Here is a 25,829-nt window from a genome sequence, read left to right on the forward strand (position 1 = left end):
CCCATCCTCCCCCTCACGACGTGAACCGGCGCGCCACCCCTGGGCGGCGCGCCGGTCGGACGCCGGGTCTCAGCTGCCGAAGAAGACCTCGGCCTCGGTGTAGCGCTCCAGCGGCACGGTCTTCAGCTCGCCGGTGCCCTCCTTGAGCGGTACGCGCACGATGTCGGTGCCGCGCAGCGCCATCATCTTGCCGAAGTCGCCCTCGTGCACCGCGTCGATCGCCTGGAGGCCGAAGCGGGTCGAGAGCACCCGGTCGAACGCGGTCGGCGTGCCGCCGCGCTGGATGTGGCCGAGCACCACCGTGCGGGCCTCCTTGCCGGTCTTCGCCTCGAGCTGCTCCGCCAGCCACTGGCCGATGCCGCCCAGGCGCACGTGCCCGAACGCGTCCAGCTCCTGGTTGTGCAGCACCATCTGGCCGTCGAGCGGCTGCGCGCCCTCGGCGACCACGACGATCGGCGCGTACTGGTGCTGGAAGCGCTTCTCGACGTACTGGGCGACCTGCTCGACGTCGAACTGCCGCTCGGGCAGCAGGATCACGTTGGCACCGCCGGCGAGGCCGGCGTGCAGGGCGATCCAGCCGGCGTGGCGGCCCATGACCTCGACGACAAGCGTGCGGTGGTGGCTCTCCGCCGTGGTGTGCAGGCGGTCGATCGCCTCCATCGCGATGTTGACGGCCGTGTCGAAGCCGAACGTGTAGTCGGTCGCGTTGAGGTCGTTGTCGATGGTCTTCGGCACGCCGACCACCTTGACGCCCAGCTCGTCGAGCTTGGTGGCGACGCCGAGCGTGTCCTCGCCGCCGATGGCGACGAGCGCGTCGACGCCGAGGGAGGCCAGGTTCTCCTTGATCTTCTCCACGCCCCCGTCAATCTTGAACGGGTTGGTGCGGGAGGAGCCGAGAATGGTGCCGCCGCGCGGAAGGATGCCACGCACCTCCGCGATGCCCAAGGGCTTGGTCTGGCCCTCCAGGGGACCCCGCCAACCGTCGCGGAAGCCCACGAACTCGTGCCCGTAGGTGGCCACGCCCTTGCGCACCACCGCTCGGATCACCGCATTGAGACCTGGGCAGTCACCGCCGCCGGTGAGCACGCCGATACGCATGATGTCCTCAATCCTCCTGGCATTTGTGAATGAAGATGGCCCGTCGGCGTCGTTGCCGGGCCCGGGGCGGAGCCGTCAATTGCGCACTCTAATCGCCCTGTCTGAACACGGGATGGCCGGGTTCAACCCATTGCCCGCCAGCGTGCCAGGTTGTGGCGGGCATCGACCAGCGCGTCGTGGCGGTCGGCTTCGGCGCCCGGCAGCGGGGGGCGGCCCCGGTCGTCCCAGCGCTGCCGAAGGTCCTTCGTGAACCGGGGTATCTCCCGGGGCAGCGCCGGCATCGCCCCCCAGAGCTGGGCGAGCGCCACGTGGTCGTACGCCGCGTACCAGGCCCACAGCTCCAGCCGCTCCTGGCGGCCGCGCACCGGCTCCATCAGGAAGTCGTACAGGTCGTCGCGGATCCGCTCGCGGGAGCGCCACGCTGGGTCGGCCGGCGAGGGGAGGCGGTCCAGCACGTTTCGCCGTACCCAGGGCACGGCGCGGGAGTCGTCGAACTCGGTCGAGACCGCGTAGAACTCGCGGCCGTACTCGTCGACGACACCGATCGAGACGAGGTCGACCAGCCGGCCGTCCTCGATGAACTCGCAGTCGTAGAAATAGCGGTACACCATCGGTGGACCATCATGCCCGGTGTCCTCGATCAGGTGGAAATGGCATATGCCCGCACACCGGTCTTCACAAGCGACGAGCCGGCCAGGAAAAAAGCGACCCCCCGCGCTTTCCCTGGCCGGCCCCTCATCCCCGCCGCCGGACCCGCCGTGGCCCCCGTATGTTCCCCCACCTGCGACGGACCTGACATCTAGCCTGCACGTATCCTGAGACTCTGACTGTCGCCGATGTGATCGCAGGGGTGTACAGCACGCGACACGCGGGACAGCATGTGGTGTTGACAGGCCCGCCACTGGCGGTGATTGTTGTGTGTTCGACCTGTTTCTGCCTCGATGGCAGGCGAAACGGGAATGTGGTCCTTACCGGGGAGGGGTTGGACCGTGGAAGGTCGCCTGCCGGATCCTGGCGACGCACTGACGGGCGTCGAGATGTTCGCCGGTCTCGAGCCCGAGGCGCGACAGCGGGTCATCAATGCGGCGGTGCCGCGCACCTACCGCAAGGGTCAGCTCCTGTTCGTGGAGAGTGATCCCGGCGACTCCCTCATCGTGCTCAAACGCGGCGCTGTCGCCGTCTTCCGCACCTCGCCCACCGGCGAGCGCGCCGTCCTCTCCGTGGTCCGCCCGCCCGACGTGATCGGCGAGGTCTCGCTTCTCGACGCCTCGACCCGGTCCGCCTCCGCCGAGGCCATCGAAGACTGCACCGCGCTGGCGCTGTCCCGCCCCGCGTTCATGGATCTGGTCCACAACAATCCCCGCATCCTCGACGCGGTCATGCGCTCCCTCGGCTCGCTCATCCGCCGCCTCACCGAGCAGAACGCCGACCACGTCTTCCTCGACCTGCCCGGCCGGGTCGCCAAGACGCTCGTCAGGCTGGCCGGCGAAAACCAGGCGCCCATGATCACCATTGAGCTCAACCAGAGCCAGCTCGCCGAGATGGCCGGCGGCTCCCGCCAAAGCGTCAACCAGGCCATCGGCTCTTTCGCCAGCCGCGGCTGGCTGCGCACCGAAGGACGTCGCATCGTCGTCACCGACGTGGCCGCCCTCCGGCGCCGGGCGGGCATGGCCGACCGCTGAGTGGGTGATTCGGCCGACTGCCCGCTTCCCGGGCGGGCGAGCCGCGGCGATACTCGATTTGGTACGGGCCCGACCACGCCCTACCTTCCCGGGAGGACGCATCTCCGCCCCATGCCCTCGGTGCGCCCGGCCAGCCGCGCCCGCGGATCGCTTCTGCGCGGGGTGCGGCGCCGAGCTCAGCCCCGCCTGCGCGCGATGCCAGCGGCCGTACTCGGCCGGCGCGGCGTACTGCACCGGGTGCGGGGCGGGCCTCGGCCCGGGCCAGGCCGGGACGCCCCAGGAGGACCGCCGGCGGATCAGCGTGCTCTTCGTCGATCTCATCGACTTCACGCCGTACGTGGAGAGCAGCGACCCCGAGCTTGTCCGCGCCATGCAGACCGGCTTCTTCTCGGCCGCGCGGCGGGTCGTGGGGCAGTACGGCGGCGTGGTGGAGAAGTACATCGGCGACGCGGTGATGGCCCTCTTCGGCGCGCCGGTCGCCACCGAGAGCGACCCGCTGCGGTGCGTGCGGGCCGGGCTGGAGCTCCAGCGCGTACTCGCGGGGTTCGCCGGTGACCTGCGCTTCCGCGTGGGCGTGGCGACCGGCGAGGCGATCGTCGACGTGGCCGCCGCCCGCGACGGTGGGCAGGCGATCGTGGCCGGCGACGTGGTCAACACCGCCTCCCGGCTACAGGCGGTGGCGCCGCCCGGCGGAGTGCTGGTCTGCGGCACCACGTACACGCTGACCCGTACCCGGATCAGGTATGCGGCCCGCCCCGCGGTGACGCTGCGCGGCCGCTCGGCGCCGACCGAGGTGTGGCTGGCGGAGGCGCCGCTGCGCGCGGCGCGCGCGGACCGCGCGGCCGACGCCACACCGATGATCGGCCGGGAGCACGAGCTGCGGCTCCTCGACAACGCGCTGCACCGCGCCCTCGACGACCGCGCGCCGCAGTTGGTCACCCTCCTCGGCCACGCGGGCGTCGGAAAATCCCGCCTGGTACGCGAGCTGCACGCGCTCGCGCCGGCGGCACCGGTCACCTGGCACGTGGGAAACTGCCCGCCGTTCGGTGACGACGTGGCGTTCGCCGCGCTGGCCGACATCGTCAAGGCGGAGACCGGCATCCTCGACACCGACACCGCCCCCACCGCCGCCCGCCGGCTGGCCGCCACGGTCGCCGACCTGGTGCCGCCGGCGGAGGCCGACCGGCTCGTCGACGCGCTCCGCCCGCTCGTGGGGCTGGACGGCAGCCGCCTGCCCGCCGAGGAGGCCGAGTCGGCGTGGCGGCGCTTCCTGGTCGCGCTCGCCGCCCGCCGCCCCACCGTGCTCGTCTTCGAAGACCTGCACTGGGCCGGCGACACCATGCTGCGCTTCCTGGAGCTGCTCGCCGCGTCCGCCCGCGACGTACCGCTGCTGCTGCTCTGCACCGCCCGTCCCGAGCTGCTCGACCAGGCGCCCGGCTGGGCCGGCACCAGCTCGCTCGCGATCACGCTGCCACCGCTGCCCGACACCGGCATCGCCGCTCTCTACAGCCACCTGTTCGGCCGGGGTCCGCTCTCCGCCGACATGCTCGGCCCGCTCGTCGAGGTCGCCGACGGCAACCCCCTCTACGCCCACGAGTACGTGCGGATGCTGATCGAGCAGGGCGCGCTGCGCCAGTCCGGACGCGGCTGGTCGCTCGACTCAGAGCGCGAGCTGACCATGCCCGACAGCGTCCACGGCGTGATCGCCAACCGCATCGACCTGCTCGACAGCGAAGACCGGCAGGCGCTGCTGGCCGCCTCGGTGGTGGGCACCTCGTTCTGGCCCGGCGCGGTCGCGGCCGCGCTCAGCCGCCCGGTCGAATGGGTCGAACGCTGCCTGCGCCGCCTCGAACAGCGCGACTTCGTGCACGAGCGGCCGCAGTCCACGATCGCCGGCCAGGCCGAATACCGCTTCCGCCACGTGCTGGTCCGCGACGTCTGCTACCGCCGCCTGCCCCGCACCGAGCGGATCGCCCGCCACGAGCGCACCGCCGGCTGGCTCGACGCGCTCTCCCACACGCGCGGCACCGACCTCGCCGAGGTGCTGGCCCACCACCGCTGGGCCGCGCACCACATCGCCCGGCGGCTCGGCATCCGCGCCGACCGGTACGCCACCGCCGCCCGCGAGGCGCTGCACCGGGCCGCCCGCCGGGCGTACGCCCTGCACGCCCTGGACGCTGCCGCCGCCCATGCCGAGCGCGCCCTCGCGCTGCCCGGCGACCCCGGCCTCGACCTGGAGCTGCTCGCCGCCGAGGTCTCGTTCCACCGGCTCGGTGATCTCGACGTGGCCGCGCTGACCGCCCTCGCCGACCGTCTCTTCGCCGCCGGCGACCACGCCGGTGCCGCCCGCGCCTGGACGCTGCTCGGGCAGGCAGCCTGGGTACGCGCCGACCGGACGGCCGCGCTGTCCAGCCTGGACCGGGCGGTCGAGCTCTTCGACAGCCTGCCGGACAGCGCGCCGAAGGCCGACGCGTACGCCGAGCTGGGCCGCCTGCACATGCTCAACTACGAGCGCGACCCCGCGATCGAAGCCGCCACCGCGGCCGCCGAGATGGCCGAGCGGCTGCTGACGTCGGCCCCCGGTGGCCCGACGGCCGGGCCGGGAGTGGTCGAGCTGATCGCCAACGCGCGCATCACGGTGGCCGCCGCCCGCTACCAGTCCGGCGACCGGGCCGGCCTCGACGAGTTGCGCGAGGTGACCGCCTTCTGCCGCGAACGCCACCTCCTCGCCCTCCCCCGCGCCGTGCAGAACCTCGCCTGGGCCACCCGCGAGGAGGGCGACTGGGTCGGCTCCGACGCGCTCCTCGGCGGCGGTACGGGCCGGGGCGTGCTGGCGACCGGCTACTCGGGCGAGGCGATGCGCGCGTACTTCGCCGGCGACTTCCCCGCGCTCCTCGCCGCCGCCGACGCGTTCCTGCACACGCCCACGGGCCGGTGGGACATGCAGGTGCGAGGGCTGCGTTCGGTGCTGCGCATCCTGCGCGGCGAGCCGCACGCCGACGACGTGGACGAGGCGCTCGACACCGCCCGGGGCAGCGGCTTCCACCGGCCGTACTGGACCGCGCTCGGCCTTGGCGCGCTCTGCCGGGCCCTCGACGGCCGCGAGCGCGAGGCGGCCGTGCTGCTCGACGAACTGGTCGCCGCCTGGCGCTCGATCCCCGCCCTGGCCAGCGGCGAGTGGGTCGCGGCGGCGGCGTACGCGGCGGCCCTCACCGGCCCCGACGCGGCCGGGTCGCTGCGGGCGGCGCTGGCCGAGGTGCCACACCGTACCCCCTGGTCGGAGGCGGCACTGCACACGGTGTCGGCGGCGGCTCGCGAGGCGCGCACCGCTCCCGGGCCGGCCGGTGGTGAGGGCGTGCCGGGCGCCGGCCCGGCTCCGGTGAGCGGCGCGGCGGCCGGCTTCCTGGCGGCGGCGGAGATCTACGCGGGCATCCCGGACGCGACCGACCGCGTGCTGGCGCTGGCGCTCGCGGCGGGCGAGCTGCGCCGGTCGGGCGACCACGCCGCGGCCGAGTCCACGCTCCAGGAGGTGCGGGCGTTCGCCCATCGCAACCAGGCACCGGGCCTGCTGCGACTGGCCCAGGGCGCCACGCCGGACGCCAGCCACGCGCCGATCCTCGCCTCCTGAGCCCGCGCGAGAGCGCCGGCGGTAGGAGGGGTCAGGCGGCCACCGGGGCGGGCGGGGGCTCGGCGCCGGTGTCTGAGGGGGGCGTGGCCGACGAAGTGGCCTTGGCCTGCTGGGTCTTGACCTTCTGGGCGTAGATGTCGACGTACTCTCGGCCCGAGAGCTCCATCAGCTCGTACATGATCTCGTCGGTGATGGCCCGCTCGACGAAGCGGTCGCCCGCCATCCCCGCGTACCGGCCGAAGTCGAGCGGCCGCCCGAAGCGGATCTTCACGCGCTGGATCTTGGGGATGATCTTGCCGGGCGGCTGGATCTCGTCGGCGTTCAGCATCACGACCGGGATGACCGGGGCGCCGCTCTCCAGCGCCAGGCGCGCGACACCGGTCTTCCCCCGGTAGAGGCGACCGTCCGGCGAGCGCGTGCCCTCGGGGTAGATGCCGGCCAGGTTGCCCTCGCGCAACACTCGCAACTGCGTGTCGAGCGCCGCCTGCGCGGCCCGCCCCCCGGAGCGGTCGACCGGGATCGTGCCGGTGCCGACGAAGAACATCTTGACCAGCCAGCCCTTGAGCCCCTTGCCAGTGAAATACTCGGCTTTGGCAACAAAGGTGACTTTCCGCTTGACCATCAACGGCATGAAGATCGAGTCGGAGAACGACAGGTGGTTGCTCGCGATGATGGCCGGCCCGCTGTCCGGCACGTGATCACGACCCTCGACCTGCGGCCGCCAGATCAACCTGAGCCATGGGCCCAGGAGGATGTACTTGAGCAACCAGTACAGCACAGGCGTCCTTCCCGCAGAGGTCCGCGCACGGAACCGTCGGCATGAGCCTACGAAGCGGGTACGCCGCGCCACAACGCACTCCCCGAACCAGTCCTCGCCGTGTCACGATTCAGTGCACGGACCGCACACCCGCGTGTGGTGCGTAAGCCCGACCGACCCGGCGCCACGAGCGCCAGCGAGGAGTGTGTGCGGTGTCAGCGGGTGGTGCCCGGCGGGGGCGGCGGGACAACGGGCTCGACGCGACTGAGTACGCCGTGGCCGGCGACGTCGACCCCCGGGTCGGCGAGCACCTCCTCGACGTGTTGGCCGCCGGCGGCATCGCGGCCTACCTCCAGCCATCCGCCGATCTCAATCCTGTGACTCGCACGACCACCATCCCGCCACGCCCCACCGACCGGCTGTACGTCGATCGCGCCCACCTCGAGGTCGCCCGCGACCACCTGGCCAAGCTGACCGAGGCGCCGACGCCGGAGCGGCCGGCGGTCGACGTCGAGGCGGAGTGGCAGCGGATCGTGGCCGGCTTCCACAGCGAGGTGGCGGAGCGCACACCGCCGTGGCCGGCGGCCGAGGAGGCCGCCCCGGTGCAGAAGAGCGAGCCCCTGCCCGACGCGACCCTGGTGAGCGGCGTCACCCTCGGCCGCCGCGAAGAGGAGCAGCCGTCCCTTTTGGACGGTCTCGACACCTTTGGTGCCGACCTGCCCGGCGATGACGACGAGGGCTACACGCCACCGCCACCGCCACCGTTCCCCCGCATCTCGAAGTACGCCGTGCTGGGCATCGTCGCCATCATCGGCGGCTTCGTGCTCTTCCTCTTCCCCGATCTGCTCCCGGCCGACCGGAGCATCACCACGCTGCTCGGGTTCACCGCGATCCTCGCTGGCTTCGTCACGCTGATCTGGCGCCTCCGCTCGGGCGACGACGAAGACGCGGACCCCGACGACGGCGCGGTCGTCTGACGGCGTTCCCCTCGCACCGAGCGGGTGAGCTGGCCCGTTACGGAAAACTTCGCGTCAGACAACGCCTGAGACAGAGAAATTCATCTACTGCTGTCTCCGTTGCGTAACGCTTGTGTAACTTGGCGTCAGTAGGAATACTCCTATCACGCCAATTCCCCCGACCATGGCGCGCGGTTTGTCGATGGTTCTTCCGATCGCCGCCTCCGCCGAAACGAGGTGCCGAATGCGGCAGAGTTCCCTCGTGGTGGTGGCCAACCGCCTGCCCGTCGACGACACGGTCGCGCCCGATGGCGCCTGTGAGTGGCGACGCAGCCCAGGCGGCCTGGTCAGTGCCCTGCACCCCATCCTCCACCACACGCCCGCGACATGGGTGGGCTGGGCCGGCGGCACCGGTCCGGCACCGAGCCTGCCCGATGTCGACGGCGTACGCATGCACACGGTGGCCCTCACCGCCGAAGACGTGCGCGAGCACTACGAAGGCTTCGCCAACGCCACCCTCTGGCCGCTCTACCACGATGCCGTCGAGCAGCCCGTCTACCACCGCCGCTGGTGGGAGTCGTACCAGCGGGTCAACCAACGCTTCGCCGAGGCGGCCGCGGAGATCGCCGAGCCCGGTGCGGTGGTGTGGGTGCAGGACTACCACCTCCAGCTGGTGCCCGGCATGCTCCGGGAGCTCCGCCCCGACCTGCTGATCGGGTTCTTCCTGCACGTGCCGTTCCCGCCGCCGGAGCTGTTCATGCAGCTCCCCCGCCGCGCCGAGCTGCTGCTCGGCATGCTCGGCGCCGACCTGGTCGGCTTCCAGCGGGCCCAGGCCGCGCACAACTTCGCCCAGCTCTGCGCCAAGGTGCTCAACGTGCCGGCCACCGACCGCCGCATCGCGGTCGAGGATCGGGTCGTGCGCATCGGCGCATTCCCGGTCTCGATCGACATGGCCGAGATGGAGCAGCTCGCCCGCAGCCCCGAGGTGGTCGCGCGCGCGAGACAGTTCCGGGCCGACCTCGGCGAGCCGCAGCACATGATCCTCAGCGTCGACCGCATGGACTACACCAAGGGCATCGAGCACCGCCTCAAGGCCTACAGCGAGCTGCTCGCCGACGGCCACGTCAAGGTCCGCGACTCGGTGATGGTGCAGGTGGTCGTGCCCAGCCGCGAGCGCGTCGAGCAGTACCAGGTGCTGCGCGACCGGGTCGAGCACAAGGTCGGCCGGATCAACGGCGAGTTCGGGCGGGTCGGCGAGCCCGCCATCCACTACCTCAACCAGCCCTTCGACCGGGCCGGGCTGGCCGCCCTCTACCGGGCCGCCGACATCATGGTGGTCACCCCGCTCCGCGACGGCATGAACCTGGTCGCCAAGGAGTACGTGGCCGCCCGCGTCGACAACACCGGCGCGCTGGTGCTGAGCGAGTTCGCCGGCGCGGCGGCCGAGCTGACCCAGGCGTACCTGGTCAATCCGCACGACCTCGACGGCCTCAAGCTCACGCTCATGCACGCCAAGGAGGCGTCGCCCGGCGACGTGACCGCCCGGATGGGCGCGATGCGCGAGTACCTACGCGCCCACGACATCCAGGCGTGGGCCCGCTCCTACCTCACGGCCCTCGACCACACCGGCTCGCTGGCGGCACGCCTGACCGCGGACTGAGCACGGTCCCGGCCGGCGCTGGTGGCCGGGCTGAGGCAGCGGCACCGGTGCGCGGTGCCGCCGCCTCGCGTACGTCCGGTCTCTTGTGGGCGGTGCCCTGTTGTCCTCCGTCCCGCGCGTTCGTGGTGGCGCTCAGGCGCTGGCCCGGCACGGCACGGCGGCGCTGGCCCGGCACGGCACGGCGGCGCTGGCCCGGCACGGCACGGCGGCGCTGGCCCGGCACGGCACGGCGGCGCTGGCCTGGCACGGCACGGCGGCGCTCTGCGCTGCCGGGAGCCGGGAGCCGGGACGGAGCGTGAGTCAGGACCGAGGGCCGGGTCAGGCGCCGCCCTTTTCGAGCCAGTCGAGGATCGCGTCGATGGGCTCGCGCCACCGGGCGTCGAGCATCAGGTCGTGGCCCATGCCGGGGAAGAGCAGGGGCGCGCCGCCGTATCGCCGCGCCGCGCGGGTCAGGGCGGACGCCGGCACCACGCGGTCGTCGGGGCTCCCCACCACCAGCACGGGCGGGTCGCCCACGGCGGGCTCGGGCGCGCGGTGGAGCAGTAGCTGCCACTGCGCGCGGGCGGAGGCCCGGCCGAGGCGCGCGACGTAGCCCTTCGCCACCGCGTCCGGCACTTCCCGGCTGAAGAGCTGGCGGCGGCTCAGCCGCAGCCGGCCCCCGAGGATCGCGGGCAGCGTGCCGGCGGGGTTTCGGCGCAGCGCCGCCCCGAGGATCGCCCAGCCGCCGAGCACCGGCGCCGCCAGCACCGCCGCCCGCGCGGGGTAGCGCGCCATCGCCCGCTCCACCACCAGGGCCCCGGCGCCGTGCCCGACCAGCACGGCCTGCCGGGGCAGGCTCGCCGCCGCCTGCACGACATCATGCTGGTACGCCCGCAGCGAGGCGCCCGGCGTGCCGCCGCTGCCGCCATGACCCCGTGGGCTGACCGCGTGTGCCGGGAAGCCACGGCCGGCGGCGTGCTCCAGCCAGTGCTCGGCGAAGGCCCACGCCCCGTGCCCGAAGCCCGGCACGAACAGCACCGGCGGCTTGCCCTCGTCGACCTCCGGCGTGGCGCTGAGCACCTCGCGCCGCACCGGCGGCACCGGCTTGGCCCAGTCTTCGAAGCGGATGAGGCGGGATCCCCGCGGAAACGTGGAGCGCAGCGGAGCGTTTCGGTGGGGTGCATTCATGAGCGCGCCTCCGCCAGCCCGTCGATCATCTTTTGCAGCGCCCGCAGGTAGTCCACATGGCTCACCTCGAACCAGTGCCGCGGCGTGTCCTTGACCTTGGCGCCGGACCAGGCGCGGTCGGGCTCCTTGGCCACCGCGCGCGTCCAGAACTCGCCGGCCCGCTGCGGCGCCGACTCGCGCAGCCGCAGCCACCGCGCGATGGCCACGGTCTGCCAGTGCACGAGCGGGAGGATGCCCGAGTCGGACTCCAGCAGCCCGGCCACCGCGAGCGTGGGGTGGCGCCGGGAGAACGCGTGCAGGTGCAGCCGCGGCCGCCCCTCCGGCGTCGCGGACAGCGCCTCCGGTGCCAGAAACTCGAAGCGCGGCCGGTAGCCGGTCGCCGCGATCACCAGGTCGGGCTCGACCTCGGTGCCGTCGGTGAGTTCCACGCTGTACGTCCGGAAGCGGGCAACCTCGGGCAAGGGCGCGATGCCACCGTGCCCCACGTGATAGACGAGCTGGCTGTTGACGATCGGATGGGTCTCGAAGACCCGGTGGTCGGGCCGCCGCATGCCGAAGCGCCGCAGGTCGCCCACCGCCAGCCGCAGCGTGCGGTGAAACAGCCACTGCCGCACGCGGAGCGGGAGGCGCAGCCGCAGCACCGAGTCGTGAAACTGGTCGGTGGGGCGGCCGAGCAGGTACTTGGGCGCGTACCAGTAGCCGCGCCGGGTCGAGTGCCAGCAGCGGGACGCCTGCTGGGCCGCCTCGACCGCGATGTCGCACCCCGTGTTGCCACCGCCGATCACCAGCACGCGCTTGCCGCGCAGCTCGGCCGGATCCTTGTACGCCGACGAGTGGATGACCTTGCCCTTGAACTCGTCGAGCCCGTCGTACACCGGAAGGTTGGGCGACCAGTTGTGACCGTTGGCGACGACGACGGCAGCGTATCGGTGGGTCCGCTCCGCACCGTACCCCCCGGTGCTGCGGGTCGTCACGTCCCACCGCAGCCCGTCGGCCGGCTCGACCTTGACCACCTCGGTGCCGAACCAGATGTGCGGGCGCAGGTCGAAGTGGTCGGCGTATCGCTCCAGATAGGAGAGCACCTGGCTGTGGTGTGGATAGTCCGGCCAGTCGTCCGGCATCGGAAAGTCGGGGTACTGCGTAAACGGCTTGGACGAGATCAGGTGCGTGCTGGCGTAGACGGGGCTGCGGTCGTGCCGCCAGTTCCAACCCCCGGCGACGCCGGTCTCGCGCTCGTAGCAGTCGACGCCGAAGCCGGCTTCCCTGAGGTTTTTGATGGCGGCGAGGCCGCTTGGGCCGGCGCCGACGACGCAGACGGTCTCACCGCGGTCGTAGACCGGGCGCCCATCTCGCCACAGGGTCGCGCTGTCGTGGTCGGTGGAGGTGGTCACCGAGTCTTCTCCTTGAAATTGGCGCTGCGAAATCCTCTCGGCTGCCCGCCCCGTTTGTCCACCCCCGCCGGAATGTTTCGGCGCGCCCGCCCGCAAACCCCGCCCGATCGGGTCACTGTCAGGGCCACAGCCCACTCAACGCCCGAACAAACGGCAATGTCAGGGACATGGCCCGCGCAGCCCCGAACAAGGGGCAACGTCGGGGACACGGCCCACTCAACGCCCGACCAAGGGGCAATGTCGGGGACACGGCCCACTCAACGCCCGACCAAGGGGCTATGTCAGGGACACGGCCCACTCAACCCCCGACCAACCGGCAATGTCACGGACACGGCCCACTCAACGCCCGACCAAGGGGCAATGCCAGGGACAAAGCCCTCTCAACCCCCGACCAACCGGCAATGCCAGGGACACAGCCCCCTCAACCCCCGACCAAGGGGCTACGTCACGGACACAGCCCACTCAACCCCCGACCAAACGGCAATGTCGGGGACACAGCCCACTCGACGGCGGCGTTGTCCACAGGGACAGACACGGGGCGGCCCTACGGGCCAGAGTTTCAGGGGTGGGAAGAGAGCCTCGGCGGCCTGCCGCCCTCGTGGGGAAGGTCTTTCTTGGGCGGGCCGCGGTCGCCAAGGGCCTGCTCACCACCAAGCAGTTGCGCAGCAGCGCCTGGCGGCCGCTCTTCCGCGGTGTCTACGCCGACGCCTCGCTCGCGATCACGCATCGACACCGCTGCCTCGCGGTATGTCGCTACTTCCTCCCGCCGAGCGGCGCTGTCGCCGGGCGTTCGGCGGCCGCGCTCTACGGTGCCGGCACCCCGGGCGACACCGACCCGGTGGAGGTCGTCGTCCCTCGACCCGCCCGGTTCGGCCCGGTGACCGGCCTCCGCGTCCACACCGCCGACCTCGCGACCGGCGATCTGCGCGACCTCGACGGTGTACGCACCACCACGCCCGCGCGGACCTGCTGGGACGTGGCGCAGTGGCTGGACCCGGTGGAGGCGGTCGTCGTGATCGACATGCTGCTCCGGAGCCGCCTTGTGAGCGTCGCCGACCTCGAAGCCTTCGCGGCGTGCCGCGCGGGGGCGCGGGGCTGGCGCCGCCTACGTGCGGCCACCGCGCTCGCCGACCCCGGCGCCGAGTCGCCGCAGGAGACCCGGCTCCGCGTACGCCTTGTGCTGGCGGGGGGTGCCACGACCGGTCACGCAACACGTCATCGAGCGCCGCGACACCTTCCTCGCCCGCGTAGATCTCGCCTGGCCGGAGCAGAAGGTGGCGGTGGAGTACGACGGCGCCTGGCACTCGGACGGCGAGCAGCTCCACCGCGACCGCCGCCGCCTCAACCGCCTGCTCGGCGCCGACTGGGTCGTGCTGCACGTGACCGCCCAACGGCTCCGGGACGACTTCGAGGGCTTCGTCGCCGAGCTCAAGGCCGCCTTGCACCGGCGAGCAGCGAGCTAGACGATCTATGTATTCCAAGGGACAGACGTGGGCTACCGCGATGTCCGCCGCGCTCCAAGCCGCTGCTCCCGCGGCCGCACCCTCCGCGGTACACAACCCCACCGCCTCCGCCGCCGGCATCGAGCGCTCGCCGCGCGGAAACGGACGCACGCTACGCGTCGATGCTCTGGCCCCGGTCGACCGGCCAGGGGCGTGCGGCGAGGCTCACGGGCGTGATACCTCAGCGCTCGGCATAGATCGTCTGGCGGTGACCACCAGCGCCCACCGGCCCGGCGATGCCGGTGGACACCGCTTCAGGGCGGAAGGTCGCATACCGGTGCTGTATGTAACCTTTTGTCCGGTGCGATCGGACGCCGTCTGGGCCCGCCGCAGCCCTGCGAAGATCCGCCAGACCGACCCTATGGCTGGTCGGGAGCGGGACGGGGGCGCAGGAGCGCGCGGAGTGCGAGCACCGTCAGGGCCATCAGCGCGACGTACAGCGGCACGCCCGCCCCCAACTGCTGGGCCATCGCGGCCAGCGGCGGATAGTCGGCGACCGGCGGCAGTGGTGCCGACGGGTCGCCGACCGCACTGGTCACCTGCTCGGCGACCCACGTGCCGCGCCCCACGATCAGGTCGTGCGCGATCGGGCCGGGCGTGGTGACCAGCGCGAACCCCGTGCCGGCCACCGCCGCGTAGAGCCACGGGATCAGGCGCTTGGACGCGGGCGCGACGGCGCGCGCGACCCACACCGCCAGCGGCATGATGAGCGCGAGCGCCGGCGTCAGCGCCACGAAGGCGAACGACGAGTCGAGCAGCCAGTGCACGAGCCAGCTGATCGCCGGGCCGCCCTCGTCGAGGTAGATCGCGTGAAACCAGAACATCGCGATGCCGCCCACGTAGCACATCGACACCGCGGTCACCAGCAGCCCGAGGCGGGACGCCGGGTCGCGGTAGAAGTCGACGTAGGCGCGGGGCGTCAGGGGCGGTGGTGCCGGGCGGGATGCGACGGCGGGGGTCAGGACGGCGCGGATCGAGGGCGACACGGCAACACTCCATAGATACAAGTGAATGTTTCCATGGCGAGTATCCGAGCCGAGACCTCCGAAAACAGCTCCCCCAGGGGATTCACGTGAAGTGCAGATGGGCGACCACGGGAAAGTGGTCGCTCGCGCGGTGCGCCTCCGGAGTGTCCACGACGTCGTACCCGAGCACCGAGACGCGCGGGTCGATGAAGAGCGCGTCGATGCGGTCGCGGGGGTTGGCACAGGAGAACGTGGGCCGGTCGCGACCGCCCGCCGCCACCGCCGCGTCGGTCATCCCCTCGGCCAGGAGACGCCACGCGCTGCCCGCGGAGGACTCGTTGAGGTCGGCGCCGAGCACCACCGGAAGCTCCACTTTGGAGAGCGCCGCGCGCAGCTCGGCCGCCTGCGCCGGGCGCTCGGCCGCGTCGGTGGAGAGGTGCGAGCCGGCGGCGACGAAGCGGGCCGCCCCCACCGAGCACTCGGCGAAAGCCGCGCCCCGCATGTGCCGCCCCGGCGTGTGCGGGAGCCGGATCGACCACGCGTCGTGCACCCGTACCCGGAGATTGGTGAAGATCAGGTTGCCCAGCGAGGGCAGGCCGCCGGCGGCGACCAGCATGTCGAACGACCGGGCGAGCGCCGCGCCCTTCCCGCGCCAGCGGAAGCGGCGCGGCCCCTCCTGCAGGATCAGGACGTCCGGCGCGATGTCCCGCACCACCGCGGCGAGCGCGGCCTGGTCGTCCTTCAGGCTGTGCACGTTGTACGTCAGGACCCGCAGATCCACAGCATCTCCTCGCTCGCTCGCCCGCACGGGGGCCGGACCCGACGCCGGACCGGCCCGCCGCCCCACCGAGCGACCCTAACGCCGGCGGGCGAGGTCTCCCGCGCCGACCACGCCGGCCGCGTTGCCCATCTCGGCCGGCTTGAGCTCGGCCACGGGTACGCGCCCGCGCTGCGCCAGCGAGTCCATATAGGACCGATGTGTGGGGCCGAGCAGCAGGTCGCCCGCCTCCACCACGCCCCCGCCGACCACCAGCATCTGCGGGTCGAGGATCTGCACCATGTCGGCGAGCGCGATGCCGAGCCAGTGCCCGATCTGCGCGAACGCCTGCCGGGACACCGGATCGCCGTCCATCGCCGCCGCGGTGACCATCGGACCGGTGATCCCCTCGGCGTCTCCCTCGGCCAGCTCCAGCAGCGCGGCGGCCCGGCCCGGCTCCTGGCGGGCGCCGGCGCGGGCGAAGCGGACCAGGGCGTTGCCGCTGGCGTACTGCTCCAGGCAGCCATACCGCCCGCACCCGCACAGGTGGCCCTCGGGCACGGAGAGCATGTGGCCCAGCTCGGCCGCGATGCCGTGCGTGCCGCGCACCAGCTCGCCGCCGAGCACGAGCGCGCCGCCCACGCCGGTGCCGATGGTGAACATGACCATCGAGTCTTCGGCCTGCCGGGCCGCCCCGAAGCGGAACTCCGCCCAGGCCGCCGCGTTGGCGTCGTTTTCCACGATGACGGGCAGGCCGGTGGCGGCGGTCACGTTCTCGCGCAGCGGCTCGTCGCGCCAGGCGATGTTGGGGGCGAAGAGCACATTCGAGCGAGTGGCGTCGATCCAGCCGGCGGCGCCGATGCCGACCGCCTCGATCTCGCGCCCGCGAGCCATCTCGGCGACCGCCTCGATGATCACGTCGCGGGTCTTGGCCACGTCATCCGCGGGGGTGTCGCGGCGCGTCTGCGCCAACACCGCACCGGCCGGGTCGACGACACCGGCGGCCACCTTCGTGCCGCCGACGTCCACACCGATGGTCAGCGTCACGCTGATGTCCCCTCTGTCGAAGCCCTTCGGGCAGCCGACCCGCCCTACTCCGGCCCTGGATCATGACTGGCGCGGGTCGCGGCGCGCCAGACATCCTCCTCATCGTCCCGCGAACCGGAATCCGCGGTAGGGCCATCCTGCCTCGTAGGAGACTGCCCCGTAGGAGACTGCCCCGTAGGAGACTGCCCCGTAGGAGACTGCCCCGTAGGAGACTGGCCAGTAGGAGGCGCGGGCGGGGGCACGGAGAGCGAGCGCAGCAGGCTCGCCACGCCGGCCGCGAAGTCGCCGGCCCCGGTCGCCACGCGCTCCGCGAACTGCGGGTTGGGGTCGCGCATCGCCGCGATCGCCCGGCACAGGGGGCACACGCAGCACTCGGCCGACCCCGTCGCCATCGGGCCCGGCTCGTGTGGGGCGCCGAAGAAGGAGCCGAAGCCCCGTCCCGACGAGACGGTGGCGAGGACCGTCGCCACCAGGCGCTCGGCCTCCTCGCGGGCGGAGGCGGGATCGGTCGGGTTCATGACGCTACGCTTCCCCTTCGACGCGGCGCTTGAGTTGCCTCAGCGCCGTATCCATGATCATTTTCTCCGCCTTGCGGCGGAACATTCCAAGCATGCCCACCGACAACTCCACCTCCAAGGTGTAAGTGACGGTCGTCGTACCGTCGCCGTTGTCGACGATGTCGTACGCCCCGTCCTGGATCCGCTGCATCTTCGACGGCGCGACAAGGTGCCACTCGATCCGGGAGATGTCCTCGGCGTACTCGTATGTCAACGTGTACTCGTCCGCCAGGACACCGGCGTCGAGCGTGAAGCGCACCTGGCTGGCGTAGCCGTCCTCGTACTCCTCGAGGACCTCGACCCGCTTCATCGCGTCGGTCCACTCGGGGTAGCTGGCGAAGTCGCAGATGACGGCCGCGACCCGCTCCGGCGGCGCGGCGATGACTATCGACTGGGTGGAGGAGTCCGCCATGGAGCGCAGGCTACCCCGTGTCGGCCCGCGGGCTGGCGAGCGGACCGGCCCTGCTCCCGGGTAGGTTGCGGTTAGTTTTCCGTGAGGAGTGACGTGCGCGAGTTCGCCGTACCGCCGGTGGTGACCATCGGTGACGCCGCCAGCCTGACCGACCCCGTCTGGGACAACGCCGAGGCCGCCCCCGACGCGGTCCAGTTCGCCCGGCGCACGTCGCACGGCTGGGTCGACGTCACCTGCGCCCAGTTCCGCGACGATGTGGTGGCGCTGGCCCGCGGGCTGGTGGCGGCCGGCGTCGAGCCGGGAGACCGGGTCGCGCTGATGAGCAAGACCCGCTACGAGTGGACCCTCATCGACTACGCGATCTGGTCGGTGGGCGGCGTGACGGTGCCGATCTACGAGACCTCCAGCGCCGAGCAGGTGGCCTGGATCCTCGCCGACTCCGGCGCCACAGCGTGCTTCGTGGAGACCAACACGCACGCGCTGGCCGTCGCGGGCGAGCGCGACCAGCTGCCCGCGCTCGGCGAGGTGTGGCAGATCGAGACCGGCGACCTCGATGCGCTCGGCGAGCGGGGCGCGAGCGTCGAGGCCGCCGAGATCGACCGGCGCCGCCGGGCGGTGGGCGCGGGCGACGTGGCCACCATCATCTACACCAGCGGCACCACCGGCCGCCCCAAGGGTTGCGTGCTCACCCACCGCAACATCTACTCCGACATCGCCAACGCCATCCCTGGCCTCAACAACCTCTTCCGCCCCGGCGCCTCGACGCTGCTCTTCCTGCCGCTGGCCCACTCGTTCGCCCGGCTGATCCAGGTCGGCGTGGTCACCGCGCGGGCCCGCATGGGGCACACCGCCGACGTCAAGAACCTGGTGGCCGACCTCCAGGCGTTCCGGCCCACGTTCGTGCTCTCGGTCCCCCGGGTCTTCGAGAAGGTCTACAACACCGCCAAGCAGCGGGCCCACGGCGACGGCAAGGGCAAGATCTTCGACCGGGCCGAGGCGGTCGCGATCGCCTACAGCGAAGGGCTCGACCGGCCCGGCGGCCCCAGCCTCGCGGTGAAGCTCCAGCACGCGCTCTTCGACCGGCTGGTCTACGGCAAGCTGCGCGCCGCGCTCGGCGGGCAGTGCACCGACGCCATCTCCGGCGGAGCGCCGCTGGGCGCGCGGCTCGCGCATTTCTTCCGCGGCGTCGGAGTCACCGTCTACGAGGGGTACGGGCTCACCGAGACGTCCCCGGCGGTCGCGGTCAACCTGCGCAAGGCGATCCGCATCGGCACGGTCGGCCGCCCGCTGCCCGGCGTGACCATCCGGATCGCCGACGACGGCGAGATCCTGATCAATGGCGCGGTGGTCTTCGAGCGGTACTGGAACAACGACGAGGCCACCGCCGAGGTGCTCGACAGCGACGGCTGGTTCCACAGCGGTGACCTGGGCGAGCTCGACGCCGACGGCTACCTGACGATCACCGGGCGCAAGAAGGAGATCATCGTGACCGCCGGCGGCAAGAACGTCGCCCCGGCGCTGCTCGAAGACCGCCTCCGGGCGCATCCGCTGATCAGCCAGACGCTGGTGGTGGGCGACCGGCAGCCGTTCATCGCCGCGCTGGTCACGATCGACGAGGAGGCGTGGCCGAAGTGGCGCGCCAGCGCGGGCTACCCGGAGACCGACACGGTCGCCGACCGCCGCGACGACGAAAAGCTGCGGGCCGAGGTGCAGAAGGCGGTGGACGAGGCCAACAAGGCGGTCTCGCACGCCGAGGCGATCAAGGTGTTCCGCATCCTCCCGCGTGACTTCACCGAGGCCACCGGCGAGCTGACCCCGTCGCTGAAGGTGAAACGCGGCGTGGTGCACAAGACGTACGCCGACGAGATCTCCGCGATCTACGGAGGCTGACGTGCACCCGTCCCCCACCGCGGCCCGACCGCGTACCCGCCCGCACGGGCAGCCCCGGCCGCACCCGCTGGCGGTGGCGGCGCGGCTGGTCATGCTGGCCCTGGTCGCGGTGCTCACCTTGATCACCACGCACGAGGTCGAGCAGCTGCGGTGGATCGGACTGCTGGCGGTCGCCGCCATCCCGGGCATCCTGGCCCCGCGGCACGTGGTGCTGGGGCCGCTGGGCCGCTTCGCCGAGGTCATCATCGTGGGCCTGGCGGCGGGCAAGGTCGCGGCCGAGGCGCAGATCCAGGGCACGCTCGGCTCCGGGCTGGGCGCCGAGGCGATGCTGCCCTACCTGGCGGTCCCCCTCACGGTCGCCACGCTGTACCGCCGCAGCCGCGAGTCCCTCGCCCTGCTCGGCGTCGCCGCGGTGACCCTGGCCTTCGGCGGCGCGGTCACCGAGGCCAACGACGAGCGCCTGATCACCGACGGCGGATACCTGCTCGCCTCCGCGCAGTGGCTGATCCTCGCCGTGGTGGGGATCACCGCCGCGGGCACGCTCCACCGCGTGCTCCAGGCCCGCGGAGACAACCGCCCCCCGCAGCCGTACGCCGAGGCGACCCGCCTGCTCACCCAGCTCCGCAGCGTCGCCCGCCAGCTCCCCGGTGCCACGCTCGACCCGGGCGGCATCGCCGAGCACCTGCTCGACGAGCTGCGCACGCTCACCCGGGCCGACCGGGCGGCGGTGCTGACCGCGAGCGGGGGCGGCCGCCTCGTCGTACTCGCCCAGACCGGCGTCGACCGGGTCGACTGGGAGACGACCCTCGATGCCGACTCGGCCATCGCCGACGCGTGGGCGAGCCAGCAGCCGCAGACCGCCCACCGGTCGCAGTCGCGGTCGCACCGCAAAGGTGATGTTTCGGCCCTCGTGGTCCCACTCGTGGCCGGCGTCCGCACTGTCGGATTGGTGACTCTCGAGGCCGATGTCACCAACGCGTACCCATCATCAGTCGTCGACCGCGTGACCGCGGTGACCGGACCCGCGGCGCTCCGGCTGGAGGCCGCGCTGCTCTTCGACGAGGTCCGCTCCCTCGCCACCAACGAGGAGCGGCAGCGCCTCGCGCGGGAAATCCACGACGGCGTCGCGCAGGAACTGGTGATGGTGGGATACGGCATCGACAACGCTCTCGCGCTCCTCCCCGAGGAGGCCAAGGAGAGCGGCGAGGAACTCCGCTCGCTCCGCGGCGAGGTCACTCGCGTCATCACTGAGCTGCGACTCAGCCTGTTCGAGCTGCGCAGCGAGGTCGACCGGCACGGTGGCCTGGCCGCGGCCATCTCCGAGTACGCCCGGCAGGTCGGTGCCTCCGCCGGCCTGCGCGTCCACTACACGCTCGACGAGTCCACCGCCCGGCTGCCGGCCGCCACCGAGGCCGAGTTGCTCCGCATCGCCCAGGAGGCGATCACCAACGCGCGAAAGCACGCGGGCGCGTCCAATCTCTGGGTAACGTGTGCGATCGATCCGCCGTACGCCCAAATTGAAGTGTCGGATGACGGTCAGGGCATCGCTGACCAGCGGCCGGACGGGAGGTACGGCCTTGCGATCATGGCAGAGAGAGCGGAACGTATCCGTGGCCGGCTAGAGATCAGGCCACGCCATCCGAGCGGCACAACTGTCGCTGTCGTACTGGGAAGCTCGCCCCGGCGCGATAGCGTGCGCGATAGCGTAAATGCACCAGAAGGGGAGTAAGCCCAGCATGACCACCAGCCCCACACCACCGACCACCCGCACCAAGGTCCTCCTCGTCGATGACCACGACCTGATCCGCAAGGGTCTTCGGCACGCGTTCGAGCGGGACCGCCAGTTCGAGGTCGTGGGTGAGGCGGCCACGGCTGCCGAGGGGGTGCGCCAGGCCGGCGCGTTGCAGCCCGATGTCGTGATCATGGACCTGCGCCTGCCCGACGGCAGCGGTCTGGAGGCGACCCGCGCGCTGCGCAAGTCCTCCGCGACCATGGGCATCGTCGTCCTGACCATGTACGCCGGCGACGACCAGCTCTTCGGCGCCCTCGAGGCGGGCGCGAGCGCGTTCGTGCCCAAGACCGCCCCGGCCGACGAGGTCGTGGCTGCCGCCCGGCACGCCGCCTCCTCCCCCAGCGCCTTCACCGCGGCCGACCTGGCCGAGGCGATGAAGCGCCGGCTCGCGCCGTCCGGCCCCCAGCTCTCCCCACGCGAGGGCCAGGTGCTCCGCCTGCTCGCCGACGGCATGAGCGTGGCCGGCATCGCCAAGCAGCTCTTCGTCAGCGAGTCGACGGCCAAGACCCACATCTCCAAGCTGTACGAGAAGCTCGGCGCCGCCAACCGCGCCCAGGCCCTGATGACCGCGCTGCGCCTGGGCCTGCTCGAGGCCCCTGACGCGCCGAAGTTCTGACGGACTGATCGCGGCGCCCCGGCGGGAGGGGCGGCCGCGCTCAGCGCCTGGCCTGTGGGGCCGGCACCCGCGCGGCGAGCGGGCGGCCGGTCAGGCGGCGGAAGGCCAGGTAGAACTCGCAGCCCAGGCACAGGCCGAAGGCCGCGTTGAGAAACGCCGCGACCAGTGCGAACGCGGCCATCACCAGGCCGAGTGCGGTGGTGCCGGAGAGGTATCCGACCGCGGCCAGCACCGCGAACGCGAAGCCGAGCACCTGCGCGAAGCGCACCGGCGCGGCGGGCTCCAGCTCGGCCGGGCGGCCCAGGCGGGGTGCGACCAGGGCGCGGTAGAGCAGCCCGTACGGGCCGCGGCGCGGGTCGATCGCGGTGACGGCGAAGACCGCCGCCTGGACGAGGGCGAGCCAGCCTGAGCCGGTGATCAGGACGACGACGAGCACGAGGGCGGTCAGCGCCGCGGCGAAGCGCGGTCCGCGGGGGTCGAGCAGCATGAGGAGCCTCCGGGGGTACGGGCGATAGGGACTGAGCGGGACTGACTCAGTCCGTACACAGGCTCGCCGCGAGCCGGCCGTGGTCGACGGCGCGGCGGCGGGTGAGCAGGAGGCCGCTCATCGGGCCGGCTCCAGCAGCGGGGCGACCGCCGCGATCACCTGTGCCTTGGCGGGCACGCCGGAGGCCCGCTGGACGACCCGCCCGCCTCGGTCGACGACCAGCACCGTCGGGGTGCGCCAGATGCCCAGCTCGCGGACCGCCTCCAGGTGGCTTTCGGCGTCGACCTCCACGTGCCGCACACCTTCGACGCTTTTGGCCACGTCGGCGCAGACCAGCCTCACCGCCCGGCACGGCGCGCAGAACGCGGACGAGAACTGCAACAGCGTCGCCGGCGTGCCCCGCTCGACGCCGAGGCTGGTGAGGACCGTGGGGATCGGCTCGGACGACGCGGCGGCGCGGAGGCGCCCATCCCGCCGGCGGCGCCACAGACCGAAGGCGGTCGCGGCGGCCAGTGCCGCCACGGCCACCGCGAGTCCGGTCCATGCCGTATCGTCCACGTCCACCACGGTGACACGTCACCGTCAGGATGACCATGATGTCCCGCCGGCTGGGCGCACCGCATAGCGACCCATTCCGGCGTAGTCTGCCCGTACGGGCGGGGTATGGCGGGCGAGTCTGGAAGGCGGCACACTCTCCGGGCACAATGGCGGCGACCACCCAAGCGCGCCATTTTGACCCCGGACAGGACAGAGGGGACGGTATGCGACGTCCGGACTGGGCACCAGCGACGATCGACACCGATCGGCCCAGCGCAGCCCGCATGTACGACTACTTCCTCGGTGGGTCGCACAACTTCGCCGTCGACCGCGAGGCCGCCCAGGCGATGATCGCGGCCGTGCCGGAGACGCCGCTGATCGCGCAGGCCAATCGGGCGTTCCTGCGGCGGGCGGTGCGCTTCCTCGTGGAGGCCGGGGTCCGGCAGTTCCTCGACATCGGCTCGGGCATCCCCACGGTCGGCAACGTGCACGAGATCGCCCAGGGGATGGCGCCCGAGTCCACAGTGGCTTATGTGGACATCGACCCGGGCGTGGTCGGGCACAGCCGGGAGATCCTCGCCGGCAACGAGCGCGCGGTGGCCATCCAGGCGGACATCCGCGACCCAGACCGCATCCTCGACCACCCCGACGTGCTCAAGCTGATCGACTTCGGGCAGCCGGTGGCGCTGATGATCGTGGCGGTCATGCACTACATCCGCGACGACGACCAGCCGCCGGAGATCGTCGCCCGCCTCCGGTCGGCGCTCGTGCCCGGCAGCTACCTGGTGCTATCCCAGGTGTGCGGCGATGGGCGCACCGAGACGGAGTGGGACGAGGCGAGCGCGGTCTACCAGCGCACCGACCTCCCCCTGTCCATTCGGGGGCGCGACGCGATCATCCGCCTCTTCGACGGTTTCACACTGGTGGAGCCGGGCGTGGTGTGGGTCCCCGAGTGGCGGCCGGACACACCGCACACTGTGGACGACGCCGAACGGTCGATCTACATCGGCGGCGTGGGTCGGCTCTCGTGATCCATGACCCGGACGCGATGCCGTACCCGGTGGCGACCCCCGGGTACGGGCCAACCGCGCCCGGGACCACCGGCTCGGCCGCGCCGCCCGCCAGTGGAGCGGATGCCAGCCGGCAAAGCCCCGGACTCGCGATCTTCGCCCGTGCCTGGGCGAAGGCGGTCACCGGCACCAGCTACGTACCGGTGACCCCGGCCGAGCTGGAGGAGTTCCTGGAAGGGCTCACGATCCGCCTGGTCGACGCGCTGTACGCCGAGCCGTTCAGCCTCCGCCGGGGCTACCAGATCGGCGCCGAGCTGGTCGCCGCCCACATCGCCTCGGCCGAAGGGCTGGGCCGCACCATCGAGGTCATCGACCTGCGGCTGCTGCGCGACCTCGGCATCTCCCCCACCTCCCCTACCGCCGATCCTGGTTCCAGCGACGACCTGCGCGACCGGATGGCGCGGCTGCTCGGCACGGTCGCGATCGGATACGCCCGCGCGCTGCGCGACCGCACGCTCGACGAGCAGGAGGCGATCCGGCGCGCCGCGCTGGTCGCCCGCGAGCAGGCCGAGCAGGCGCTCCGCGAGAGCGAGGCGCGCTTCCGCCACCAGGCGACCCACGACCCCCTCACCGACCTGCCCAACCGCGCGCTCTTCACCGAGCGGCTTGCCGCCGCCTTCGACCGCGAGGGCGGCTCGGACCGCCGCATCGGGGTCTGCTTCGTCGACCTCGACGGCTTCAAGATGGTCAACGACACGCTCGGCCACCACGCCGGCGACCTGCTGCTCGTTTCGGTCGCCGCCAAGCTGCGTCGCGGTGTGGGCTCGCACCTGGTCGCGCGGATGGGCGGCGACGAGTTCGTCATCCTGGTCGAAGACACCACCTGCACCGACGACGTGCTCAAGGTCGCCGACGCCGCGCTGGCCGCGGTCAGCGAGCCGTCCATGGTGGACGGGCAGGAGCTGCGCGTCTCGGCCAGCATCGGCATCGTCGAGCGCCCGGTCGCCGGCACCACGCCGAGCGAGGTGATGCGCGCCGCCGACATCACGCTGCACTGGGCCAAGACCTCGGGCAAGGGGCGGTGGGCGCTGTTCGACCCCGAGCGCAACGAGCGCGAGCTGACCCGGTACGCCCTCTCCTCGGCCATGCCCGCCGCGCTGGAGCGGGGCGAGTTCTGCCTCGACTACCAGCCGCTGGTGTCGCTGGCCGACGGCCGCCTGCTCGGCGTCGAGGCGCTGGTCCGGTGGCGCCATCCGCAGTTGGGCGTGCTGCGGCCGGACAAGTTCATCGGGCTGGCCGAGGAGACCGGGCTGATCGTGCGCCTGGGCGGTTGGGTACTCGCCGAGGCGTGCCGGCAGGCCCGGCACTGGATCGACCTGAGCCCCAAGGCGCCGTTCGTGAGCGTCAACCTGGCGGTGCGGCAGGTGCGCGGCCACGGGCTGGTCGAGGAGGTCACCGGCCTGCTGCGCCAGCACGACCTGCCGCCCGACCGGCTCCAGCTCGAGATCACCGAGAGCGCGATGATGAACGGCGCCGACGAGTCGGTCGGCAATCTCCGCACCCTCTCCGACCTGGGCGTGCGGATCGCGATCGACGACTTCGGCACCGGCTACTCCAACCTCTCCTACCTGCGTACCCTCCCGGTCTGCGAGCTGAAGGTGGCCGGCTCCTTTGTGGAGGGTCTACGCGCGCCGGCCGCCGAGCCGGCCAGCATGACCGACGAGCGGATCCTCGCCACGCTGGTGTCGCTGGCGCACACGCTCGATCTCACCGTCACCGCCGAGGGCGTGGAGACCGCCACGCAGGCCGACCGGCTCCGGGCGATCGGCTGCGACGCGGCCCAGGGCTGGCACTTCGGCGTACCCATGCCGGCCTCGAATGTGGACGCTCTGTTGTAGATGGGCTACACCGCGTACCA

Annotated in this window: 22 protein-coding genes and 1 pseudogene; 11 read left to right on the forward strand and 12 right to left on the reverse strand. The window is 72.3% G+C overall.

Annotated features, from left to right (window positions below):
• Nucleotides 1-69 precede the first annotated feature (69 nt).
• Both ACFFIA_RS40050 and ACFFIA_RS40055 read right to left on the reverse strand, forming a co-directional pair.
• A complete protein-coding gene (locus ACFFIA_RS40050) occupies nucleotides 70-1,098 on the reverse strand; it encodes a 6-phosphofructokinase (protein ID WP_377261901.1) in 1,029 nt (342 codons plus the stop codon).
• 122 nt (nucleotides 1,099-1,220) lie between these two features.
• The gene (locus ACFFIA_RS40055) at nucleotides 1,221-1,709 is read right to left on the reverse strand and encodes a polyadenylate-specific 3'-exoribonuclease AS (protein ID WP_377261903.1); all 489 of its coding nucleotides are present in this window, start codon (nucleotides 1,707-1,709) and stop codon (nucleotides 1,221-1,223) included.
• A 378-nt stretch (nucleotides 1,710-2,087) separates the two neighbouring features.
• Here ACFFIA_RS40055 and ACFFIA_RS40060 point away from each other — a divergent pair, with 378 nt between their 5' ends.
• Both ACFFIA_RS40060 and ACFFIA_RS40065 read left to right on the forward strand, forming a co-directional pair.
• The gene (locus ACFFIA_RS40060) at nucleotides 2,088-2,780 is read left to right on the forward strand and encodes a Crp/Fnr family transcriptional regulator (RefSeq protein WP_377261905.1); all 693 of its coding nucleotides are present in this window, start codon (nucleotides 2,088-2,090) and stop codon (nucleotides 2,778-2,780) included.
• A gap of 58 nt (nucleotides 2,781-2,838) precedes the next feature.
• Nucleotides 2,839-6,408: an ATP-binding protein gene (locus ACFFIA_RS40065; protein WP_377262086.1), complete on the forward strand. Its 3,570-nt coding sequence runs from the start codon at nucleotides 2,839-2,841 to the stop codon at nucleotides 6,406-6,408.
• A 31-nt stretch (nucleotides 6,409-6,439) separates the two neighbouring features.
• Here ACFFIA_RS40065 and ACFFIA_RS40070 read toward each other — a convergent pair whose 3' ends face one another.
• Nucleotides 6,440-7,186 carry a lysophospholipid acyltransferase family protein gene (locus ACFFIA_RS40070; RefSeq protein WP_377261907.1) on the reverse strand — a complete coding sequence of 249 codons (747 nt, stop codon included), beginning with the start codon at nucleotides 7,184-7,186 and terminating at the stop codon, nucleotides 6,440-6,442.
• A 191-nt stretch (nucleotides 7,187-7,377) separates the two neighbouring features.
• Here ACFFIA_RS40070 and ACFFIA_RS40075 point away from each other — a divergent pair, with 191 nt between their 5' ends.
• Both ACFFIA_RS40075 and ACFFIA_RS40080 read left to right on the forward strand, forming a co-directional pair.
• The gene (locus tag ACFFIA_RS40075) at nucleotides 7,378-8,142 is read left to right on the forward strand and encodes a DUF308 domain-containing protein (protein ID WP_377261910.1); all 765 of its coding nucleotides are present in this window, start codon (nucleotides 7,378-7,380) and stop codon (nucleotides 8,140-8,142) included.
• Between the two features lie 223 nt (nucleotides 8,143-8,365).
• Nucleotides 8,366-9,781, forward strand: coding sequence for an alpha,alpha-trehalose-phosphate synthase (UDP-forming) (locus tag ACFFIA_RS40080; RefSeq protein WP_377261912.1), 1,416 nt, complete (start codon nucleotides 8,366-8,368; stop codon nucleotides 9,779-9,781).
• Nucleotides 9,782-10,099: 318 nt separating this feature from the next.
• Here the strand turns inward: ACFFIA_RS40080 and ACFFIA_RS40085 are convergent, their stop codons facing one another.
• Together ACFFIA_RS40085 and ACFFIA_RS40090 are read right to left on the reverse strand one after the other, a co-directional pair.
• Nucleotides 10,100-10,948: an alpha/beta hydrolase gene (locus ACFFIA_RS40085; RefSeq protein WP_377261915.1), complete on the reverse strand. Its 849-nt coding sequence runs from the start codon at nucleotides 10,946-10,948 to the stop codon at nucleotides 10,100-10,102.
• Nucleotides 10,945-12,339, reverse strand: a complete 1,395-nt coding sequence (locus ACFFIA_RS40090; protein WP_377261918.1) for a flavin-containing monooxygenase — start codon at nucleotides 12,337-12,339, stop codon at nucleotides 10,945-10,947. Before ACFFIA_RS40090 ends, ACFFIA_RS40085 begins: the two co-directional genes overlap by 4 nt.
• A gap of 319 nt (nucleotides 12,340-12,658) precedes the next feature.
• Between ACFFIA_RS40090 and ACFFIA_RS42655 the strand changes: the two are divergent.
• Together ACFFIA_RS42655 and ACFFIA_RS40095 are read left to right on the forward strand one after the other, a co-directional pair.
• Nucleotides 12,659-13,438: pseudogene (locus ACFFIA_RS42655) on the forward strand (type IV toxin-antitoxin system AbiEi family antitoxin); the annotation flags it as partial.
• Between the two features lie 91 nt (nucleotides 13,439-13,529).
• Nucleotides 13,530-13,802: a DUF559 domain-containing protein gene (locus tag ACFFIA_RS40095; protein WP_377261921.1), complete on the forward strand. Its 273-nt coding sequence runs from the start codon at nucleotides 13,530-13,532 to the stop codon at nucleotides 13,800-13,802.
• A 398-nt stretch (nucleotides 13,803-14,200) separates the two neighbouring features.
• Here ACFFIA_RS40095 and ACFFIA_RS40100 read toward each other — a convergent pair whose 3' ends face one another.
• The 5 genes from ACFFIA_RS40100 to ACFFIA_RS40120 form a co-directional block, all read right to left on the reverse strand.
• Entirely contained in the window at nucleotides 14,201-14,827 is a 627-nt protein-coding gene (locus ACFFIA_RS40100) for a hypothetical protein (RefSeq protein WP_377261923.1), read from the reverse strand.
• 82 nt (nucleotides 14,828-14,909) lie between these two features.
• Nucleotides 14,910-15,587, reverse strand: a complete 678-nt coding sequence (locus ACFFIA_RS40105; protein WP_377261926.1) for an endonuclease/exonuclease/phosphatase family protein — start codon at nucleotides 15,585-15,587, stop codon at nucleotides 14,910-14,912.
• Between the two features lie 75 nt (nucleotides 15,588-15,662).
• Nucleotides 15,663-16,610, reverse strand: coding sequence for an ROK family glucokinase (locus ACFFIA_RS40110; RefSeq protein WP_377261928.1), 948 nt, complete (start codon nucleotides 16,608-16,610; stop codon nucleotides 15,663-15,665).
• Nucleotides 16,611-16,654: 44 nt separating this feature from the next.
• Nucleotides 16,655-17,128 carry a hypothetical protein gene (locus ACFFIA_RS40115; protein ID WP_377261930.1) on the reverse strand — a complete coding sequence of 158 codons (474 nt, stop codon included), beginning with the start codon at nucleotides 17,126-17,128 and terminating at the stop codon, nucleotides 16,655-16,657.
• A gap of 4 nt (nucleotides 17,129-17,132) precedes the next feature.
• Nucleotides 17,133-17,579 (reverse strand): SRPBCC family protein, encoded by a 447-nt coding sequence (locus tag ACFFIA_RS40120; protein ID WP_377261932.1) that lies wholly within the window; start codon nucleotides 17,577-17,579, stop codon nucleotides 17,133-17,135.
• Between the two features lie 93 nt (nucleotides 17,580-17,672).
• Here ACFFIA_RS40120 and ACFFIA_RS40125 point away from each other — a divergent pair, with 93 nt between their 5' ends.
• The 3 genes from ACFFIA_RS40125 to ACFFIA_RS40135 all read left to right on the forward strand — a co-directional run bounded on the left by ACFFIA_RS40125 (nucleotide 17,673) and on the right by ACFFIA_RS40135 (nucleotide 21,877).
• On the forward strand, nucleotides 17,673-19,469 hold the full coding sequence (locus ACFFIA_RS40125) for an AMP-dependent synthetase/ligase (protein WP_377261934.1): 1,797 nt from the start codon (nucleotides 17,673-17,675) through the stop codon (nucleotides 19,467-19,469).
• Between the two features lie 91 nt (nucleotides 19,470-19,560).
• A complete protein-coding gene (locus ACFFIA_RS40130) occupies nucleotides 19,561-21,198 on the forward strand; it encodes a sensor histidine kinase (RefSeq protein WP_377262088.1) in 1,638 nt (545 codons plus the stop codon).
• Nucleotides 21,199-21,205: 7 nt separating this feature from the next.
• Complete coding sequence (locus tag ACFFIA_RS40135; protein WP_173038679.1) at nucleotides 21,206-21,877, forward strand: response regulator transcription factor; 672 nt, start codon at nucleotides 21,206-21,208, stop codon at nucleotides 21,875-21,877.
• A gap of 40 nt (nucleotides 21,878-21,917) precedes the next feature.
• Here the strand turns inward: ACFFIA_RS40135 and ACFFIA_RS40140 are convergent, their stop codons facing one another.
• Both ACFFIA_RS40140 and ACFFIA_RS40145 read right to left on the reverse strand, forming a co-directional pair.
• Nucleotides 21,918-22,364, reverse strand: a complete 447-nt coding sequence (locus tag ACFFIA_RS40140) for a DUF4395 domain-containing protein (protein ID WP_377261937.1) — start codon at nucleotides 22,362-22,364, stop codon at nucleotides 21,918-21,920.
• 117 nt (nucleotides 22,365-22,481) lie between these two features.
• Nucleotides 22,482-22,922 carry a TlpA family protein disulfide reductase gene (locus tag ACFFIA_RS40145; protein WP_377261939.1) on the reverse strand — a complete coding sequence of 147 codons (441 nt, stop codon included), beginning with the start codon at nucleotides 22,920-22,922 and terminating at the stop codon, nucleotides 22,482-22,484.
• A 203-nt stretch (nucleotides 22,923-23,125) separates the two neighbouring features.
• On the opposite strand from ACFFIA_RS40145, the gene ACFFIA_RS40150 reads away from it, so the two are divergent.
• Together ACFFIA_RS40150 and ACFFIA_RS40155 are read left to right on the forward strand one after the other, a co-directional pair.
• Nucleotides 23,126-23,932, forward strand: coding sequence for an SAM-dependent methyltransferase (locus ACFFIA_RS40150; RefSeq protein WP_377261941.1), 807 nt, complete (start codon nucleotides 23,126-23,128; stop codon nucleotides 23,930-23,932).
• A gap of 17 nt (nucleotides 23,933-23,949) precedes the next feature.
• Nucleotides 23,950-25,809, forward strand: coding sequence for a putative bifunctional diguanylate cyclase/phosphodiesterase (locus ACFFIA_RS40155; RefSeq protein WP_377262091.1), 1,860 nt, complete (start codon nucleotides 23,950-23,952; stop codon nucleotides 25,807-25,809).
• Nucleotides 25,810-25,829: the final 20 nt, after the last annotated feature.

The organism is Phytohabitans kaempferiae (genome assembly GCF_042433955.1).
GTDB classification, from domain to species: Bacteria; Actinomycetota; Actinomycetes; order Mycobacteriales; family Micromonosporaceae; genus Phytohabitans; species Phytohabitans kaempferiae.